Consider the following 19,160-nt stretch of genomic DNA (forward strand, 5'->3'; position numbering starts at 1 on the left):
ATGTACCAGGCCATCGTCTTCCTTCCGCTGCTCGGCTTCCTGATCGTCGGCCTGTTCGGCACGTCGCTCGGCGCCAAGGCGTCCGAATACATCACCTCCGGCTTCCTGGTGATCGCGGCGGTGCTGTCGTGGGTTGCTTTCTTCACCGTCGGCTTCGGCCATGGCGAGGTGTTCACCGTGCCGGTGCTGCGCTGGATCCAGTCCGGCGGACTGGAGGCGTCCTGGGCGCTCAGGATCGACACTCTGACGGTGGTCATGCTGGTGGTGGTCAACACCGTGTCGGCGCTGGTCCATATCTACTCGATCGGCTACATGCACCACGATCCGAACCGGCCGCGTTTCTTTGCCTATCTGTCGCTGTTCACCTTCGCCATGCTGATGCTGGTGACGGCCGACAACCTCGTGCAGATGTTCTTCGGTTGGGAAGGGGTGGGCCTGGCGTCCTACCTGCTGATCGGCTTCTGGTACAAGAAGCCCTCGGCCAACGCCGCGGCCATCAAGGCCTTCGTCGTCAACCGCGTCGGCGATTTCGGCTTCGCGCTCGGCATCTTCGGCGTGTTCGTGCTGTTCGGCTCGGTCAATCTCGGCACCATCTTCGCCAATGCGGCGACGTTCATCCCGGCTGAAGGCGCCCCGCAAGGTGCTGCGGTGCTGACCTTCCTCGGTTATGCGCTGGACAAGCAGGCAGCGATGACGATCGTCTGCCTGCTGCTGTTCATGGGTGCCATGGGCAAGTCGGCGCAGGTGCCGCTGCACACCTGGCTGCCGGACGCCATGGAAGGTCCGACACCGGTCTCGGCGCTCATCCATGCCGCCACCATGGTGACGGCCGGCGTGTTCATGCTGGCGCGGCTGTCGCCGCTGTTCGAGCTGTCGCATTCGGCGCTGACGGTGGTGACCTTCATCGGCGCCTTCACCGCCTTCTTCGCGGCGACCGTCGGCCTCGTCCAGAACGACATCAAGCGCGTCATCGCCTATTCGACCTGCTCGCAACTTGGCTACATGTTCGTGGCGCTCGGCGTCGGCGCCTATGGCGCGGCGATCTTCCACCTGTTCACGCATGCCTTCTTCAAGGCGCTGCTGTTCCTCGGCTCGGGCTCGGTCATCCATGCTGTTTCCGACGAGCAGGACATGCGCAAGATGGGCGGCCTGAGGACGCTGATCCCGACGACCTACTGGATGATGGTAATCGGCACGCTGGCGCTGACCGGCGTCGGCATTCCGGTCACCGTCATCGGCACCGCCGGGTTCTTCTCCAAGGATGCCATCATCGAGACGGCCTTTGCCGGGCATAATTCCGTGGCGGGCCTCGCCTTCGTGCTGCTGGTGATCGCCGCCGGCTTCACCTCCTTCTATTCCTGGCGGCTGATCTTCATGACCTTCCACGGCAGGCCGCAGGCGAGCCATGAGGTGATGCACCATGTCCATGAATCGCCGCCGGTGATGCTGGTGCCGCTGTTCGTGCTGGCGGCGGGCGCGCTGTTTGCCGGCATCATCTTCCACGGTGCCTTCATTGGCGAAGGCTATGCCGAATTCTGGAAGGCGTCGCTGTTCACACTGCCGGACAATCACATCCTGCACGACATCCACGAACTGCCACTATGGGTCGAGCTGTCGCCGTTCATCGCCATGCTGATCGGCCTGGCGCTGGCGTGGAAGTTCTACATCCGCTCGCCGGAAATGCCGGTCAATCTGGCCGCCCAGCATCGCGGGCTCTATGCCTTCCTGCTCAACAAATGGTATTTCGACGAGCTCTATGACTTCCTGTTCGTGCGGCCGGCCAAACGCCTCGGTTCCTTCCTGTGGAAGACCGGCGACGGCACCGTCATCGACGGTCTCGGGCCTGACGGCATTTCGGCACGCGTCGTCGATGTCACCAACCGCGTCGTCAAGTTGCAGACCGGCTATCTCTATCACTATGCCTTCGCCATGCTGATCGGCGTTGCCGCATTCGTCACCTGGATGATGCTCTGATGACCGCCTGGCCAATTCTCTCGCTGGTCACCTTCCTGCCGCTGGTTGGTGTGCTGCTCATCCTGTTCATCAACGACGACAGCGAAAACGCACGCCGCAACATCCGCGCCATCGCGCTGCTGACGACGACGTTCACCTTCATCATCTCGCTGTTCATCTGGACCGGCTTCGACAATTCGCAAGCCGGCTTCCAGTTCGTCGAGAAGGTCGCTTGGCTCGATTCCGGCATCTCCTACCATATGGGCGTGGACGGCATTTCGATGCTGTTCGTCATCCTGACGACATTCCTGATGCCGCTCTGCATCCTGGCGTCGTGGGAAGCGATCGAAAAGCGCGTCAAGGCCTACATGATCGCCTTCCTGCTGCTCGAGACGCTGATGATCGGCGTGTTCTGCGCGCTCGACATCGTGCTGTTCTACGTCTTCTTCGAAGCCGGCCTGATCCCGATGTTCATCATCATTGGCGTCTGGGGCGGCAAGCGGCGCGTCTATGCCTCGTTCAAGTTCTTCCTCTACACGCTCGCCGGCTCGGTGCTGATGCTGCTCGCCATCATGGCGATGTTCTACCAGTCCGGCACGACCGATATCCCGACGCTGTTGACGCACAATTTCCCCGCCAACATGCAGACATGGCTGTGGCTCGCCTTCTTCGCTTCGTTCGCGGTGAAGATGCCGATGTGGCCGGTGCATACCTGGCTGCCGGATGCGCATGTCGAGGCGCCGACAGCCGGTTCGGTGATCCTGGCCGCCATTCTGCTGAAGATGGGCGGATACGGCTTCCTGCGGTTCTCCTTGCCGATGTTCCCGCTGGCGTCCGAGATGTTCGCGCCGCTGGTCTTCGCACTTTCGGTCGTCGCCATCATCTACACCTCGCTGGTGGCGCTGATGCAGGAGGATATGAAGAAGCTGATCGCCTATTCGTCGGTCGCCCATATGGGCTTCGTGACCATGGGCATCTTCGCCATGAACCAGGAAGGCGTGCAGGGCGCGATCTTCCAGATGCTCAGCCACGGCCTGGTCTCGGGCGCGCTGTTCCTGTGCGTCGGCGTCATCTATGACCGCATGCACACGCGTGAGATCGCCGCCTATGGCGGCCTGGTCAACAACATGCCGAAATACGCCACCGTGTTCCTGATCTTCACCATGGCCAATGTCGGCCTGCCGGGCACGTCAGGCTTCGTCGGCGAGTTCCTGACCATGCTCGGCGTGTTCCGGGTCAATACCTGGGTGGCGTTCTTCGCTGCCACCGGCGTCATCCTGTCGGCCGCCTACGCGCTCTGGCTCTACCGCCGGGTGATCTTCGGCGCGCTGACCAAGGACAGCCTCAAGGGCCTGCTCGACCTGTCGACACGCGAGAAGGCGATCATCTATCCGCTGGTTGTGCTGGTCATCTTCTTCGGCGTCTATCCCGCTCCCGTCTTCGACGCGACGGCCCAGTCGGTCAAGTCGCTCGTCACCAATGTCACCGCATCCATCGGCGCCGCGCAGACCGCGGCGGCGAACTGACCCAGGGGTTTTGCGAACCATGACGCCGGACCTTCTCTCCAGCCTGTCGCTCTCGACGCCCGAGCTGATCCTTGCCATCGGCGCGCTCGCGCTGCTGATGGTCGGGGCCTATTCGCGCGCCAACACCGCCAACACCGTAACCGGCCTTGCCGTCGCCGTGCTGGTGATATCGGGCGCCTGGCTGATCTTTTCCACCGGGCAGGGCAGTGCCTACGGCAATGCCTTCATCCAGGATTCCTTTGCCCGCTTCATGAAGCTGCTGGCGCTGGTGGGCTCGGCGGTGACGCTGATCATGTCGATGCGCTTCGCCAGGGCGGAGCGGTTCGACAAGTTCGAATATCCGGTGCTGATCCTTCTGTGCACGCTCGGCATGATGCTGATGATCTCCGCCAACGGCATGATCGGGCTTTATCTCGGCCTCGAGCTTCAGTCGCTGGCGATCTATGTCTTGTGCGCGATCAACCGCGAGAACCTGCGCTCGACCGAGGCGGGCCTGAAGTACTTCGTCCTCGGCGCGCTGTCGTCGGGCATGCTGCTCTATGGCATCAGCCTGGTCTATGGTTATACCGGCAACACCGGGTTCCAGGAGATCGCGACGGCGCTGGGCGGCGGAGAGCGCCAGCTTGGCCTCGTCTTCGGCCTGGTCTTCGTGCTGGCCGGCCTCGCCTTCAAGATCTCGGCGGTGCCGTTCCACATGTGGACGCCCGACGTCTATGAGGGTGCGCCGACACCGGTGACGGCTTTCCTGGCGGCGGCACCCAAAATGGCGGCTATGGCGCTGATCGTGCGCGTCACCATGGGCGCGTTCAAGCCGATCGCTTCCGACTGGCAGCAGATCATCGTCTTCATCTCCATCGCCTCGATGGCGCTCGGCTCTTTCGCGGCGATCGGCCAGACCAACATCAAGCGCCTGATGGCCTACTCCTCGATCGGCCACATGGGCTACGCGCTGGTTGGCCTTGCCGCCAACAGCCAGGCCGGCGTGCGCGGCGTCGCCATCTACATGCTGATCTATCTGGTGATGACGCTCGGCACCTTCGCCTTCATTCTCGCCATGCGGCGCAAGGAAGGCAATGTCGAGCAGATCAGCGACCTGGCAGGCCTGTCCTCGACCAACCCGATCATGGCGACGATCCTGACCATCCTGATGTTCTCGCTGGCCGGCATCCCGCCGCTCGCCGGCTTCTGGGGGAAGTGGTACGTCTTTCTCGCCGCCATCAATGCCAACCTCTACGCGCTGGCGATCATCGGCGTGCTGGCCTCGGTAGTGGGCGCCTATTATTACCTGCGCATCATCAAGATCATGTGGTTCGACGAACCGGTCGGCGGCTTCGTGCCGATGGCCAGTGAATTGCGCCTCGTACTCGGTGTCTCCGGCGCTTTCGTGCTGTTCTATGTGCTGATCGGCGGTCCGATCGGCACCTATGCCGAAGCCGCCGCCAAGACATTCTTCTGACGGGATGGCATTTCGGCTGGCTCCAACCTCGGCGTCGGAAGGATTCCGGCTGGAGGCGCATGACAGCGTCGGCTCCACCAATGCGCTGGCGCTGGATCACGCCCGGGCCGGCGACCCCGGCAGATTGTGGGTCGTTTCCAAGAAACAGGAAAGCGGGCGCGGGCGGCGCGGCCGCGTCTGGGCGACACCCGAGGGAAATCTGGCGGCGACGCTGCTCGTCCTCACCGGGGGCGAGCTTCGACTCGCCGCGACGCTCGGTTTCGTCGCCGGCCTGGCGCTGGCCGATGCGCTCGATGCCGTGGTGCCGGGGGGCCGGATCGCCATCGGCCTCGACGGCGGCAATGAAGGCAAGAACCGTTTCGAGCTGAAATGGCCGAACGACGTGCTCGCCTCCGGCGCCAAGCTCGCCGGCATCCTGCTGGAATCGGCCATGCTGGACGGCGGCCGTTTCGCGGTGGCGGTCGGCATCGGCGTCAATGTTGTGGCGTACCCTGAGGATTTGCCGTATCCCGCGACGTCGCTTCACGCACTGGGTGCGGCATGCGATGCCGAAACGCTGTTCCTGGCGCTGTCGGATGCCTGGAGCGAGAATGCCCGCCTGTGGGACGACGGGCGGGGACTTGCCGCCGTCAGGCGGCGCTGGCTGGCACGCGCGGCAGGGCTTGGCGGCGAGGTTGCTGTCAGAATTGACGGTAATGTGGTGCGCGGGGTGTTCGAGACCATTGACGAGGACTGCCGTTTCGTGATCCGCGACGATGAGGGCTCGGTTTTGACGATCGCCGCCGGCGATGTGCATTTCGGCGCGGTCGCATCCGCCCGGGTATAGTTTTGTTTTTGCGCAATTCCAGACGGAAAACCGTTACAGACTTTTCCCGGAATTGCTTCAATGGCTTGGCCTGAGGGCCAGGAAGGAAAAAATCATGGCGAAAGCGGAAAACGCCGAACTCGTCTTCGTGCCGCTGGGCGGCGTCGGCGAGATCGGTATGAACTTCGCTCTCTACGGCTATGGTCCGCCGAGCGCGCGCGAATGGATCGTCATCGACGTCGGCGTCACCTTTCCCGACGCGGCGCATCCGGGCGTCGACCTGATCCTGCCCGACACGCGCTTCATCGAAGAGAACATCGCCAATTTGCGCGGTATCGTGATCACCCACGCGCATGAGGACCACTATGGCGCGCTGCTGGATATCTGGCCGAGGCTCAAGGCGCCGGTGTGGATGACGCCGTTCAGCGCTGGGCTGCTGGAAGCCAAGCGCCAGGGCGAGCAGGGCGCGCCGAAGATCCCGCTGACCATCTACCGCGCGGGCGAAAAATTCACCGTCGGTCCGTTCGAAATCGAGGCGATCCCGGTCGCGCATTCGATTCCCGAACCGATGTCGCTGGCCATCACCTCGCCGGCAGGCACCGTCATCCACACCGGCGACTGGAAGATCGACCCGGCGCCGACGATCGGACCCAAGACCGACGAAGCACGGTTCCGCGCCTATGGCGACAAGGGCGTGCTGGCGCTGGTCTGCGATTCGACCAATGCTATGCGCGAAGGCGAATCGCCATCGGAAGTCGCGGTCGGCGAGGGGCTGAAAGGGGTTATCCAGGCCGCCAAGGGCCGCGTCGCCGTTACCACCTTCTCGTCCAATGTCGGCCGTATCGTTTCCATCGCCAAGGCGGCGCGCGATGCCGGCCGTCAGTGCCTGGTGCTCGGTCGTTCGCTGAAGCGCGTCATCGATGTCGCCGGCGAACTCGGCTACATGGACGGTCTGCCGGAGTTCATAGCCGAGGAGGATTTCGGCTTCATTCCGCGCGAAAACCTGGTCGTCATCTGCACCGGCAGCCAGGGCGAGCCGCTGGCGGCGTTGGCCAAGCTGTCGCGCGACGAGATGAAGTCGGTGTCGCTGACGGCCGGCGACACGGTGGTGTTTTCCTCGCGCACCATTCCCGGCAACGAGAAGGCGATCCTCGAAATCAAGAACCGCCTCGTCGATCTCGGCATCAAGATCATCGAGGACGGCGATGCGCTGGTGCATGTCTCCGGCCATCCGCGGCGCAGCGAATTGCGCAAGATGTATGAATGGGTACGCCCGCAGATCGGCGTTCCAGTGCATGGCGAGGCCGCGCATCTGGTGGCGCAGGGCTCGCTGATGTCGACGTCCGGCATCGGCCAGGTGGCGCAGGTGCGCGACGGCGACATGCTGCGGCTTGCTCCCGGCCCTGCCACGATCATCGACCAGGTGCCGTTCGGCCGCATCTACAAGGACGGCAGGTTGATCGGCACCGACCAGGCGATGGGCATTCGCGACCGTCGCAAACTGTCCTTTGCCGGCCATGTCGCGGTCAATGTGGTGCTGGACGAGAAGTATGAGCTCGCCGGCGATCCCGATCTGGTCGCAATCGGCGTCGCCGAGGCCGACGCCAGAGGCGAGACGCTGGAGGACCTGATGATCGATGCGGCAATCGGCGCGGTGGACTCCATCCCCCGTCAGCGCCGAAAAGACCTCGATCTGGTGCAGGAGGCGGTACGCCGTGCCGTACGTGGCGCCGCCAACGAAGCCTGGGGCAAGAAACCGCTGGTGACTGTATTTGTCACGCGGTGACGAATAGGGGAATAGGGGAATAAGGCAGTAGGGGAGTAGGGGAGAATGAGCCGTTGCTTTTCTTCTGTCTTGTTTCCCTACTCCCTTACTCCCCTAAAGCGGAGCGCTCTATGCTTGGACGCCTGAACCATGTCGCGCTTGCGGTGCCGGATCTGGCTGCGGCTGTCGCTTGCTATCGCGACACGCTAGGCGCCGAAGTGAGCGAACCACAGGCGCTGCCCGGGCATGGCGTCACCGTGGTGTTCGTCAATGTCGGCAACACCAAGATCGAGTTGCTGGAGCCGCTCGGCGAGGGTTCGCCGATCGCGGCTTTCCTCGAGAAGAACCCGTCGGGCGGCATGCACCATCTCTGCTATGAGGTCGACGATATCCTTACCGCGCGGGACCGGCTCCAGGCGGCCGGCGCCCGGGTTCTGGGCGACGGCAAGCCGAAGACCGGCGCGCATGGCAAGCCTGTGCTGTTCCTGCATCCGAAGGATTTCTTCGGCACGCTGATCGAACTGGAGCAACCATGAGCTGGGTTTCGTTCACCGCACTGTTTTTCGCGACCTGGTGGGTGGTGCTGTTTGCCGTTCTGCCGTTCAGCGTCAGGACGCAGGATGACGATCGTGACGTGACGCTGGGCACGGTGCCTAGCGCGCCGCGCGGACCACATATGCTGCGTGCGGTGATCCGCACCACCGTCGCCACGGCGGTGCTCATGGGCATTTTCTACGGCCTGACGCACGGGCTGGGATATAGCCTCAACGACATCCCGCACATCGTGCCGGAATTCGGCCAGGCCACGGCAAAATAGCAGCATTCAAACCGGCTCTTGCGCTTCGGGCGAGGTCATGCCGCCATTCGGCGCCGGCTCATCTGTTCAGGCTTCAAAAATCATGACGCAGGGTAAGGTGGTTTGGCAACGCATTGCGCTAAGCAGGTGATTGCACAAAAAAAATGCAAGGCACAAGGCCTTGCAATTTAAACGCGTCCGATCTGTTTCCGGTTTCCGGCGGCAGCGAGTAACCGCGCCTAGATCGCATCCTCCCAAGACTTTGACCGCGTAGGAGAACAGATTTTTCTCTGCTCTCTCGGTTATCGGGGCACATTAGCCCAACGGAAATGAAAATGTCACGAAGAATTTTGCCTTGAAACGGGCATTCTCGTGCTGCACTGCACAATAGTACGGCAGGCTTTGCTTGGGAAACCACCAGCCGGGCGTTTTATGCAACCGTGGCTCCTTCGATCGTCCAGCATTCGCGGCGCGCGCGAGGGGTGCTCAAAACGTTTTCATTCCGCGCGCCACGCCGTTCGTAAGCTGAATTTCCGATTTCCGGGTCGATGCGTCCGGGTTCCCATTGCGCCATGAAATGGCTATGAAGCCGGGGCAAGCAAGCCTGCGTCGCACCGATTCTGGCGCGGCCTCCTCATTCACGGACCAGTCCATGCGTTTGTCGCGCTATTTCCTGCCCATCCTCAAAGAGAATCCGCGCGAGGCGGAGATCGTCTCGCATCGGCTGATGCTGCGCGCCGGCATGATCCGCCAGCAGGGGCAGGGCAGTTTTTCCTGGCTGCCGCTGGGCAAACGGGTCCTGGACAAGGTCTGCCAGATCATCCGCGAGGAACAGAACCGCGCCGGCGCGCTGGAAATCCTGATGCCGACCATCCAGTCGGCCGACCTTTGGCGCGAAAGCGGCCGCTATAACGACTACGGCAAGGAGATGTTGCGCATCAAGGACCGCCAGGACCGCGACATGCTTTACGGCCCGACCAACGAGGAAATGGTCACCGAGATCTTCCGCGCCTATGTAAAGTCCTACAAGGACTTGCCGCTCAACCTCTACCACATCCAGTGGAAGTTCCGCGACGAGGTGCGGCCGCGCTTCGGCGTCATGCGCAGCCGGGAATTCCTGATGAAGGATGCCTACTCCTTCGATCTCGACTTCGAAGGCGCGAGAGCCGCCTACAACAGGATGTTCGTGTCCTATCTCCGGACCTTCACCCGCATGGGCCTACAGGCGATCCCGATGCGGGCCGACACCGGTCCGATCGGCGGCGATCTCAGCCATGAATTCATCATCCTGGCCGACACCGGCGAGAGCCAGGTGTTCTGCCATCGCGATTATCTGTGGCTCGGCGTGCCCGGAGCCAACACCGATTTCTCCAACGACGCCGAGATATCAGGCATCGTCAAGACCTGGACGACGCCTTACGCCGCGACCGACGAAATGCATGACGAAGCGGCCTGGGCTGAGGTTCCCGACAGCGACAAGGTTTCGGCGCGCGGCATCGAAGTCGGCCATATCTTCCATTTCGGCGAGAAATACTCCAAGCCGATGGGCGCCAAGGTGACCGGGCCCGACGGCAAGGATCATTTCGCTTCCGGCGGTTCCTACGGCATCGGCCCGTCGCGGCTGGTTGCGGCGATCATCGAAGCCAGCCATGACGAGAACGGCATCATCTGGCCGGAAGCGGTGGCGCCGTTCGACATCGGCCTGATCAACATGAAAGCCGGCGATGCCGATTGCGACCGTGTCTGCGATGAACTCAACGCAGCTTTCACTGCCGCCGGCAAGGATGTGCTCTATGACGACACCGACCAGCGGCCGGGCGGCAAGTTCGCCACCGCCGACCTGATCGGCCTGCCCTGGCAGGTGATCGTCGGACCGCGCGGCGTGGCCGCCGGCGAGGTCGAGATCAAGAACCGCAAGACCGGCGAGCGCGTGACGCTGCCGATCGCCGATGCGAAAAAACGCTTCGGTGCCGCCGCATGAGCGAGGCGGCGGCAGCGAGACCGGCAGGCGCCGGACCGTTTTCCATCTTCGAACGCACGGTGGCGTGGCGCTATCTGCGCTCGCGACGCAAGGAGACGGTGATCTCGGTCATCGCCTCGATCTCCTTCCTCGGCATCATGCTGGGGGTGGCGACGCTGATCGTGGTGATGGCCGTCATGAACGGGTTCAGGGCCGAGCTGCTCACCCGCATTCTCGGCGTAAACGGCCATCTGATCGTGCAGCCGCTGGATTCGCCGCTTGAGGACTATGCGCAGGTCGCCGGCCGCATCAACGGCGTGGCCGGCGTCAAATACGCCATTCCGCTGATCGACGGCCAAGTGCTGGCGCAAGGCAATGTCGGCGGCGGCTCCGGCGCGCTGGTGCGCGGTATCAGGGGCGAGGACCTGGGCAAGATCGCCATCGTCGCCAGCAACATCAAGCAGGGCTCGATCGCCGATTTCGACACGGGCGAGGGCGTCGCCATCGGCAAGCGCATGGCGGAGAATCTCGGCCTGGCGCTCGGCGACACGATCACGCTCATCTCGCCGGACGGCGACGTGACGCCGCTCGGCACGACGCCGCGCATGAAGGGCTACAAGATCGCGGCGATCTTCGAAGTCGGCATGTCGGAATATGACGCCTCCATCGTCTACATGCCGTTCTCGGAAGCGCAGCTTTATTTCAACATGGACGGACGGGCGCAGACGATCGAGATCTATGTCGACAATCCCGATGATGTCGACGCGCTGAAGCCGAAGGTGGAAGAAGCGGCGCAGCGACCCATCGACCTCGTCGACTGGCGGCAACGCAACGAGACCTTCTTTTCCGCCCTGCAGGTGGAGCGCAACGTCATGTTCATGATCCTGACGCTGATCGTGCTGGTGGCGGCGCTCAACATCATCTCCGGGTTGGTCATGCTGGTGAAGGACAAGGGGCACGACATCGCCATCCTGCGCACCATGGGCGCCTCGCGCGGCGCCATCCTGCGCATATTCCTGATGACGGGCGCGGCGATCGGCGTCACCGGCACCATCGCCGGCGTGCTGCTCGGCGTGATCATCTGCCTCAACATCGAATCGATCCGCGAGTTCTTCTCCTGGATGACCGGCAAGGTGCTGTTCAATCCGGAGCTCTATTTCCTCAGCCAGTTGCCGGCGAAGATGGATCCGCGCGAGACGACCTATGTCGTCATCATGGCGCTCGGCCTGTCCTTCCTGGCGACGTTGTTTCCGGCATGGCGGGCGGCCCGCCTCGATCCGGTCGAAGCGCTGAGGTACGAATGATGGCGCAGGCCATTATCGAGTTGAAGAGCGTCGAGCGGCACTATGTCCAGGGGCCGCGCAAGCTCACCATTCTGAACGGTGCGGACTTCTCGCTGAAGCGCGGCGAGATGGTGGCGCTGGTGGCGCCGTCCGGCACCGGCAAATCGACGCTGCTGCATACGGCAGGGCTCTTGGAACGGCCCGACGCCGGCGACGTGATTCTCTCCGGCCGGGCCTGCGGCCGGCTATCCGATGACGAGCGCACCTCGATCCGCCGCAACGATGTCGGCTTCGTCTACCAGTTCCACCATCTGCTGCCGGAGTTTTCGGCGCTGGAAAACATCATGATGCCGCAGCTCATCAAAGGTCTGCCGCGCAAGGAGGCGGCCGAGCGCGCGGCGCAGCTGCTCGACTACATGCAGATCGGCAAGCGTGCATCGCACCGGCCGTCCGAACTGTCGGGCGGCGAGCAGCAGCGCGTGGCAATCGCGCGTGCGGTCGCCAATGCGCCGCTGGTGCTGCTGGCGGACGAGCCGACCGGCAATCTCGACCCGGTCACTGCTTCCTATGTGTTCGAGGCGCTGGAGGCATTGGTGCGGCAATCGGGCCTCGCGGCGCTGATCGCCACCCACAATCACCAGCTGGCAGCGCGCATGGACCGGCGCGTCACCCTGGCCGAGGGCAAGGTGGTGCCGCTGTAGAACTCTGATGTCCGCTGCGAGATTGGGTCCAACCTTAACAACGTCCAGCGAGATTTCCGCGGGTTTAGTTTCCCGTCGGGGATACTGATCCCTCCGGGATCAGAACCGCCAATGAGCCTTCAGTGCGATCAGGGTGGAAGAGATCGCGATCATCACCAGGATGAGCAGCCAGGTTACAAAGCTGCGCGAGAGGCGCCACCGGTGGCCTTGCCTCATGCGCTTTCGCCAGCGATCAGCTTGATTGGCGCCTTGGTGTTGCCTCACGTCCATCACTCGGCAGTCTTAGCTTACCCACTATTGTCTCGACTGACGTTGAGTGCAAGCAGGCGCTCATCCCATACGCTAACTGACGATAGCGTCGCCGACATCTTCCTGACCTGTTGATAGGTCCCGCGCCGTCAACCTTTTCTTAACCCTGCCGGTTTGATCGCTCGAAAATTCCGGCAGCGGACGGATTCCGCTCGTTGACTTTGAAACAAAATTAGAACAAATTGCGAACATATCAACAACAGGAGAGAGTTATGACCGATCTGGTTCAGGATGTCATCTCGCTGGTTTGCATGAGCACCTTCCTCATTTCCATGGCGATCTGGATCGGAGCCATGTGAGGTGACAGTGTCTGCCGTCGCTGTTCCGGCGGACGAAAGTCCGCTTTGCCGTTAAGCCTTTCTTGCCGCCCATGGCGCTAGGGTGTCGCTCCTGAAAGCAGGAGCGCCGCGTGTCGCCCATCGTCGCCGCCTTCCTCGTGGCCAGCAATCTAGGGCTGATTTTTCTCCTGATGAGCGTGCCGCTTGGTTTGCGCACAATCAGGCTCAGCCGCACGGTCGCGGCCGACCGGCAGCGTCTGTGGCAGGCGCTGTGGCCGCTCGGGAGCAATGCCGGCTGGTCCGGCGAAATCCTCTCGGCGGAGATGCTGGGCGAGGGAGTGGTCCGCACCAGAATGTCCTGGGAGGGCCGGGACGGCCTGCCGATCGAACGCAAGGCCCTGCTCGAGAATGTCGTGCATGGCAGGTGCTTTTCGATGCGCGTCATCGAGGACACGGCGCTCGATCCGTCTTTCTGGGCGCATTATCGGGAAACCGCGCAGTTGGTCTCGATTGGCGAGGCCACCCGGGTTACGCTCACCCAGACCGACCGTTACCGCGGCGTGGCCTTCCTGGCGTTCCGCTATTTCGCCATGCGCCGCGAACTCGCCAAGCTGGATGGCTGGGCCAGGACAGGGCGGTATCGCAAGGGCGGCTGGTTCGAACATCCGCTGAGTCAGCTCGGCTTCGCCGCTCTCTCGGCATTCATCCTGTGGCCGTTCTTCGGGCTTCACCGCGGCGGGCTTGCTCTGGCCGCGATCCTGACTTCCGTTGTCGCCCTGCACGAGCTCGGCCACATGGCGGCATTCCGCCTGATGGGCCACCGCAGGGCGCGCATGATCTTCATCCCGCTGCTCGGCGGCCTCGCCATTGGCGGCCGGCCCTATGACAGCCGTTTCGAAGTTGCGTTCGTGGCGCTGATGGGCGCCGGGTTCTCTGCTTTCCTGGTGCCGTTGGCGATGATGGGCAGCACGTTTGCAAGCGCGGAAGGGCACTGGCTTGCCGCGACATTGCTGGCGACACTGGCGGGCTGTGCTGCCCTGTTCAACATCGCCAATCTGGTGCCGGTGTGGAAATTCGATGGCGGCCAGGTGCTGCGCCAGATCTGCCCGGGGCCGGTCGCGCTGGCGCTGGCCTCCTTCTTCCTGCTCTCGGCGTTCCTGGCGCTTGGCTGGCGGGCCGGCTTTTCCATCGGCTTTCTGCTCGCGGCCGGCGCGGTCTTTGCAATCCTCAGCCTTCTGACAGCGGGCAGCGGGGTGAGGCCGCGCCACGAACTGAAGCCGATCCGCACGGCCGACCGTTTCGTCATCGCCGGCGCGCTGCTGGCGGTGTTCGTCATCCACGGTTATGGAGTGCTCTGGGCGTCGGCACGGCTGATCTGAGCTGTCCGGGAAGCGTTCAGCCGGCCTCGCGGGCTGTTTCCAAGGGCAAGGCCGTAGCCGGGCCGAAGACATCCTCGAACGCTGATTTCAGCGCCAGATCGAGATCGGCCATCGTCACCGGCAGCCCGAGATCGACAAGGCTGGTGACGCCGTGGTCCTGCACGCCGCACGGCACGATACCACTGAAATGGCCGAGGTCCGGCTCGACATTGATGGCGATGCCGTGAAAACTCACCCAGCGCCTGAGCCGAATACCTATTGCCGCGATCTTGTCCTCCGCGGCAGAGCCGTCCGGCAGGGCAGGGCGATCGGGCCGCACCACCCAGACGCCGACGCGATCCTCACGGCGCTCGCCATTGACGTTGAAGGCGGCGAGCGTGCCGATGATCCACTGTTCGAGGGCGGCGACGAAGGCGCGCACATCCTCGCGGCGGCGTTTCAAGTCGAGCATGACGTAGGCGACGCGCTGGCCCGGCCCATGATAGGTGTATTCGCCGCCGCGGCCGGCCGAAAACACCGGGAACCGGTTGGCGTCGATCAGGTCCTCGCTGCGCGCACTGGTGCCGGCGGTATAGAGCGGCGGATGCTCGACCAGCCAGACCATCTCGCCGGCGGCCCCGCTGCGGATCGCTTCGGCGCGCGCCTCCATGAAGGCAAGCGCCTCGGGATAGGCGGTGAGGCCGGGCTCGATCGCCCATTCGACGGGCGCCGAACCGGGCAAAGGCAGGAACGACGTGGCGATCTGGCTGCGTTCTGGCATGGGGTGTCCCTTGTTGTACTCCATATGGCGATATCGGGCCGAAACGTCCAGTTCGCGGCGCATTTTGGCGCTTTGATCCGTTATGGCAATTCCCAGCGATTAAATGCTCGGGGCGCACTTGTTTCGCCGGAAACGATTTGCTACACGCCGCGAGCCGGTCGGTTCCGGCTCCTACCACGTGCGGTCGTGGCGGAATTGGTAGACGCGCAGCGTTGAGGTCGCTGTGGGGCAACCCGTGGAAGTTCGAGTCTTCTCGACCGCACCATTCTCTCTCCCCAGAATCTGATTTGTAGCGGCACCTCCAGCCCTACGGGCACCGCGCATTTCGTTTGATATTCCCGCGCGTTACGCCAGTTTCTTTTTGGGCGTCGGATTTTCCCGAAACCGGTTTCCACTTTCGGGTCCGATGTTCTAGACCTGAGACGCACCTTTTCCAGGATTGCAATGGCGGGAGGCGCTGGTGGAAGGCCAGGACGAACGGACGACCGGCGCTGGGGGCGCTGACGAACACCGCGCCGACATCTACGGTGAGGACGGCGCTGTCCTTTCGTCCTTTCTCGCCCAGATCGGCGCGGCGATCGCCGACCGCGATACGCTCACGCTCAAGCGTGAGGTCGACGACCTGCACCAGTCTGAAATGGGCGACCTGATCGAGGCGCTGCATCCCGACCAGCGGCGCGCCCTTGTCGAGCTTTTGGGGGCCGACTTCGATTTTTCCGCGCTGACCGAGGTCGACGAGGCGATCCGCATGGACATCGTCGACAATCTGCCCAACGCGCAGATTGCCCAGGCGGTGCAGGAACTCGATTCCGACGACGCTGTCTACATCCTCGAGGACCTCGAACCGGAGGACCAGGACGAGATCCTGTCGCAGCTGCCGTTTACCGAGCGCATCAGGCTACGTCGCTCGCTCGACTACCCCGAGGAGACCGCCGGGCGGCGCATGCAGACGGAGTTCGTCGCGGTGCCGCCGTTCTGGACGGTCGGCCAGACCATCGACTACATGCGCGAGGACAAGAACCTTCCCGACCGCTTCAGCCAGATCTTCGTCATCGACCCGAGCTTCAAGCTGCTTGGCGCCATAGACCTCGACCAGATCCTGCGCACCAAGCGCTCGGTCAAGGTCGAGGAGGTCATGCATGAGACGCGGCACGCCATTCCGGCCACGATGGACCAGGAAGAGGCCGCGCGGGAGTTCGAGCAATATGACCTTCTGTCGGCCGCCGTCGTCGACGAGAACGAGCGGCTGGTCGGCGTGCTGACCATCGACGACGTCGTCGACGTCATCCAGCAGGAAGCCGAGGAAGATCTCCTGCGCATGGGCGGCGTCGGCGACGAAGAGCTTTCCGACAGCATCTTTTCGACCTCGCGTTCGCGTGTGCCATGGCTGCTTGTCAATCTCCTGACCGCCTTCCTTGCGGCATCGGTGATCGGCCTGTTCGACCACACGATCGAGCGCATTGTGGCGCTCGCCGTGCTGATGCCGATCGTGGCCGGGATGGGCGGCAATGCCGGTTCGCAGACCATGACCGTCACCGTGCGGGCGCTGGCGACAAGGGATCTCGACATCTACAATGCCGGCCGCATCATTCGCCGCGAGATAGGCGTGGGCTTCATCAACGGCATCGTTTTCGCCATATTGATCGGCATCGTAGCCGCCGTCTGGTTCCGCGATGCCAATCTGGGCGGCATCATCGCCGCGGCCATGATCATCAACATGTTCGTTGCGGCCCTTGCCGGCATCCTGATCCCGCTGCTGCTCGACCGCTTCAAGGTCGATCCCGCGGTCGCTTCGGCGGTCTTTGTCACCACGGTCACCGACGTCGTTGGTTTCTTCGCTTTTCTGGGCCTTGCCACGTGGTGGTTCGGCGTCCATTGATCCGGCTCAATTGACTTTTACGTAAATGCCGTGCGAGGCTCGGCGACAGGCAGACTGCGGCCGATTCCGGCAGGTCTGCCGCGGACGGAGAGCAGCAGTCGCCAATCTCCGGCTATGGGGCGAGAATGCGGGAATATTATTCGATCACCGAGCTGACGCGCGAATTCGACGTCTCGACGCGGACGCTGCGGTTCTACGAGGACGAGGGACTGGTGCAGCCGGTGCGGCGGGGCCGCACGCGGCTGTTTCGTCCATCCGACCGACACTTGATCCGGCAGATCATGCGCGGAAAACGGCTCGGCTTCTCGATCAACGAGATCCGCGAAATCATCCAGATGTACAAGGAACCGCCCGGCGAGGTCGGCCAGCTCAAGCTGATGATCAAGCGCATCGAGGAAAAGCGCGAGGATCTGAGGCAAAAGCGCCGCGACCTCGAGGAGACATTGGCCGAACTCGACCAGGCCGAGGAATCCTGCGTCGAGCGGCTGGTGGAGCTCGGGGTTAATACGTAGCGGCCTTCCAGGCAGGACAATCGCTTTAGAGTCGGCGCCGCCCCTCATCGCCCTGCCGGGCACTTCTCCCCGTATAGTGACGGGGAGAAGGGGGCTGACCGTGATCTCGGTCTCTTTCCTGCAACGCTGGTGGCTGGCGAAACCGCTGATGACAGCGCCCCTCTCCCCGTCACTATACGGGGAGAGGATGCCGGCAGGCAGGTGAGGGGCGGCGCCGACATCGACAAATTGTTGGTCTCCGCCACAAATCAGAAACCGTTATCTTCCCGATATGGCTCTGGCAGCCGGCGTTCAGATGCTCAAATCCAGCGCCGCACTCGCTTGGCATAGTCGCGGTATTTCTTGCCGAACTTTGCCGCCAGCATCTTTTCTTCCTTTTCCACCGCGACCTTCTGCGTGACGAAGGCGGCGACGAAGGCGAGCGGCAGGAACCAGACGATCCCGGAGATGAAGGCGACGCCAATCAACAGCAGCGTGTTGGCGAGGTACATCGGATTGCGGGTGACGCCGAAAGGACCCGTGGTGACGAGATGGTCCGGCACGGCGTTGGGGTTGAGCGTGGTCTTGGCCCGCGTCATGGTGCGGATGGCGGTGAACCAGAGTGCGGCGACGCCGAACAGCGCCACCCAGCCGGCCGCGTAGAGGAGGTCGCCCAGGAGGTCGCCGATCCAGGGCAGGGGAAAGAGCAGGCCGAGCGCGATACTGATGGCGATGGCGGCGATGTAGATCAGCGGCGGCCACGGTATCAGCCCAGGTTTGGGCGGGGTCTCGGTCATTCGACACCTTCCTCCGTCATCTTGCTGTCGGTCTGGGCCGTGCAGGTGCCGGCGAGATCCGCCAGATGCGCTCTCCATTCGGCGGTCTGGTCGTTCTTGTAGAGCCGATCAAGCGTTGCCTCGCCCTCCAGCGTGTCCAGCATGCACCCACAATAGCTCGAACAGAACTTGCTGTCGCGCTGCTGCTCGCACGAGATCTGGCAGGTCTTGAGAAAGTTCACCTGCGGGGTTTCGACCTTGGCCGGCATTACTTGCGAGAACAACCAGACACTGCCGATCAGCAGCGGCTGGTGAATCAGGTAGAAGGCCAGGCTGTGCCGGCCGATGAAGCCCAGCGGGTTGGACCAGCGCCCGGGTGCCACATCTGCCAGGCGCGCCACGGCGCCGAAGCCGGAGGCAAGCTTGGTCGCTCCGAGGCCCACAAGCACCGCACCGAACCACGGGAACAGCGGGACATAGTCGTTGGAGTGTGGGTTGACCGCGGAAAGGCCGACCCACCACAGCCAGGGGTGATCGAACGATTCCAGCCGAAAATAGAAGGGAATGGCGATGACCGCCGCGGCGATCGGCAGTGTGAGCAGCGCCGGCAGGCGCAGGAATGCCAGCCCGAGCAGGCTCGCCAGCGCGATCTGGTGCAGGATGCCGAAGAAGATCCACCCGTCCGGCGTGGCGATACGGGTGGCGACCGAAATGGCGATCGCCGCTCCGGCGACCATGGCGAAGCGTCTCCAGAAGCCGTTCCAGCGGATCTCTTTGCCATGGGCGAGATACAGGCTGACGCCGACCAGGAACAGGAAGGTCGAGGCGATGCAGCGAGCATAGAACTTCCACCAGCCGAAGGCGGTCAGGCCGGGATCGGTGTAGCCGAAGAATTCCAGGTCCCAGGTGAAATGGTAGCTCGCCATGGCGATCAGCGCGATGCCGCGCAGCATGTCGACGGCGACGATGCGCTTGGTCTTCGGCAACTCCGCGGCGGGCATGGTCGGCGTCTGGATGCTCATGGTCTCGCGATCTGATTCAGC

At 63.1% G+C, this 19,160-nt stretch carries 16 protein-coding genes and 1 tRNA gene; 14 read left to right on the top strand and 3 right to left on the bottom strand.

Features of this window, described 5'->3' with window-relative positions; genetic code table 11:
* The 11 genes from nuoL to FJ428_RS17920 all read left to right on the top strand — a co-directional run bounded on the left by nuoL (position 1) and on the right by FJ428_RS17920 (position 14,211).
* Entirely contained in the window at positions 1-1,974 is a 1,974-nt protein-coding gene (gene nuoL, locus FJ428_RS17870; RefSeq protein WP_140879888.1) for an NADH-quinone oxidoreductase subunit L, read from the top strand.
* Positions 1,974-3,479, top strand: coding sequence for an NADH-quinone oxidoreductase subunit M (locus FJ428_RS17875; RefSeq protein WP_140521140.1), 1,506 nt, complete (start codon positions 1,974-1,976; stop codon positions 3,477-3,479). Before nuoL ends, FJ428_RS17875 begins: the two co-directional genes overlap by 1 nt.
* 19 nt (positions 3,480-3,498) lie before the next feature.
* Entirely contained in the window at positions 3,499-4,935 is a 1,437-nt protein-coding gene (gene nuoN, locus FJ428_RS17880) for an NADH-quinone oxidoreductase subunit NuoN (RefSeq protein ID WP_140495588.1), read from the top strand.
* 4 nt (positions 4,936-4,939) lie between these two features.
* On the top strand, positions 4,940-5,761 hold the full coding sequence (locus FJ428_RS17885) for a biotin--[acetyl-CoA-carboxylase] ligase (RefSeq protein ID WP_140656949.1): 822 nt from the start codon (positions 4,940-4,942) through the stop codon (positions 5,759-5,761).
* Positions 5,762-5,855: 94 nt separating this feature from the next.
* Positions 5,856-7,526, top strand: a complete 1,671-nt coding sequence (locus FJ428_RS17890; protein WP_140495590.1) for a ribonuclease J — start codon at positions 5,856-5,858, stop codon at positions 7,524-7,526.
* Between the two features lie 110 nt (positions 7,527-7,636).
* The gene (gene mce / locus FJ428_RS17895) at positions 7,637-8,041 is read left to right on the top strand and encodes a methylmalonyl-CoA epimerase (protein ID WP_140495591.1); all 405 of its coding nucleotides are present in this window, start codon (positions 7,637-7,639) and stop codon (positions 8,039-8,041) included.
* Positions 8,038-8,322, top strand: a complete 285-nt coding sequence (locus tag FJ428_RS17900) for a DUF1467 family protein (RefSeq protein ID WP_140495592.1) — start codon at positions 8,038-8,040, stop codon at positions 8,320-8,322. The genes mce and FJ428_RS17900 overlap by 4 nt, the downstream gene beginning before the upstream one ends.
* A 631-nt stretch (positions 8,323-8,953) precedes the next feature.
* Entirely contained in the window at positions 8,954-10,282 is a 1,329-nt protein-coding gene (gene proS, locus FJ428_RS17905) for a proline--tRNA ligase (RefSeq protein ID WP_140879889.1), read from the top strand.
* Complete coding sequence (locus FJ428_RS17910; protein WP_140516404.1) at positions 10,279-11,565, top strand: lipoprotein-releasing ABC transporter permease subunit; 1,287 nt, start codon at positions 10,279-10,281, stop codon at positions 11,563-11,565. The genes proS and FJ428_RS17910 overlap by 4 nt, the downstream gene beginning before the upstream one ends.
* Positions 11,562-12,245: an ABC transporter ATP-binding protein gene (locus tag FJ428_RS17915; RefSeq protein ID WP_181165304.1), complete on the top strand. Its 684-nt coding sequence runs from the start codon at positions 11,562-11,564 to the stop codon at positions 12,243-12,245. The genes FJ428_RS17910 and FJ428_RS17915 overlap by 4 nt, the downstream gene beginning before the upstream one ends.
* Before the next feature lie 718 nt (positions 12,246-12,963).
* Positions 12,964-14,211, top strand: a complete 1,248-nt coding sequence (locus tag FJ428_RS17920; RefSeq protein ID WP_140516403.1) for a site-2 protease family protein — start codon at positions 12,964-12,966, stop codon at positions 14,209-14,211.
* 16 nt (positions 14,212-14,227) lie between these two features.
* Here the strand turns inward: FJ428_RS17920 and lipB are convergent, their stop codons facing one another.
* The gene (gene lipB / locus FJ428_RS17925) at positions 14,228-14,971 is read right to left on the bottom strand and encodes a lipoyl(octanoyl) transferase LipB (protein WP_140516401.1); all 744 of its coding nucleotides are present in this window, start codon (positions 14,969-14,971) and stop codon (positions 14,228-14,230) included.
* A 180-nt stretch (positions 14,972-15,151) separates the two neighbouring features.
* On the opposite strand from lipB, the gene FJ428_RS17930 reads away from it, so the two are divergent.
* The 3 genes from FJ428_RS17930 (at position 15,152) to FJ428_RS17940 (ending at position 17,362) form a co-directional block, all read left to right on the top strand.
* A tRNA-Leu gene (locus FJ428_RS17930) sits at positions 15,152-15,236 on the top strand.
* Positions 15,237-15,431: 195 nt separating this feature from the next.
* The gene (gene mgtE, locus FJ428_RS17935) at positions 15,432-16,850 is read left to right on the top strand and encodes a magnesium transporter (protein ID WP_140521139.1); all 1,419 of its coding nucleotides are present in this window, start codon (positions 15,432-15,434) and stop codon (positions 16,848-16,850) included.
* Positions 16,851-16,975: 125 nt separating this feature from the next.
* Complete coding sequence (locus tag FJ428_RS17940) at positions 16,976-17,362, top strand: MerR family DNA-binding transcriptional regulator (RefSeq protein WP_006203215.1); 387 nt, start codon at positions 16,976-16,978, stop codon at positions 17,360-17,362.
* 299 nt (positions 17,363-17,661) lie between these two features.
* On the opposite strand, the gene FJ428_RS17950 is transcribed toward FJ428_RS17940, so the two are convergent.
* The gene (locus FJ428_RS17950) at positions 17,662-18,138 is read right to left on the bottom strand and encodes an isoprenylcysteine carboxylmethyltransferase family protein (RefSeq protein WP_140879890.1); all 477 of its coding nucleotides are present in this window, start codon (positions 18,136-18,138) and stop codon (positions 17,662-17,664) included.
* Positions 18,135-19,139 carry a DUF1624 domain-containing protein gene (locus FJ428_RS17955; protein WP_140664603.1) on the bottom strand — a complete coding sequence of 335 codons (1,005 nt, stop codon included), beginning with the start codon at positions 19,137-19,139 and terminating at the stop codon, positions 18,135-18,137. The genes FJ428_RS17950 and FJ428_RS17955 overlap by 4 nt, the downstream gene beginning before the upstream one ends.
* Positions 19,140-19,160: the final 21 nt, after the last annotated feature.

The sequence above is a fragment of the Mesorhizobium sp. B2-8-1 genome, assembly GCF_006440955.1.
Lineage (GTDB): Bacteria > Pseudomonadota > Alphaproteobacteria > Rhizobiales > Rhizobiaceae > Mesorhizobium.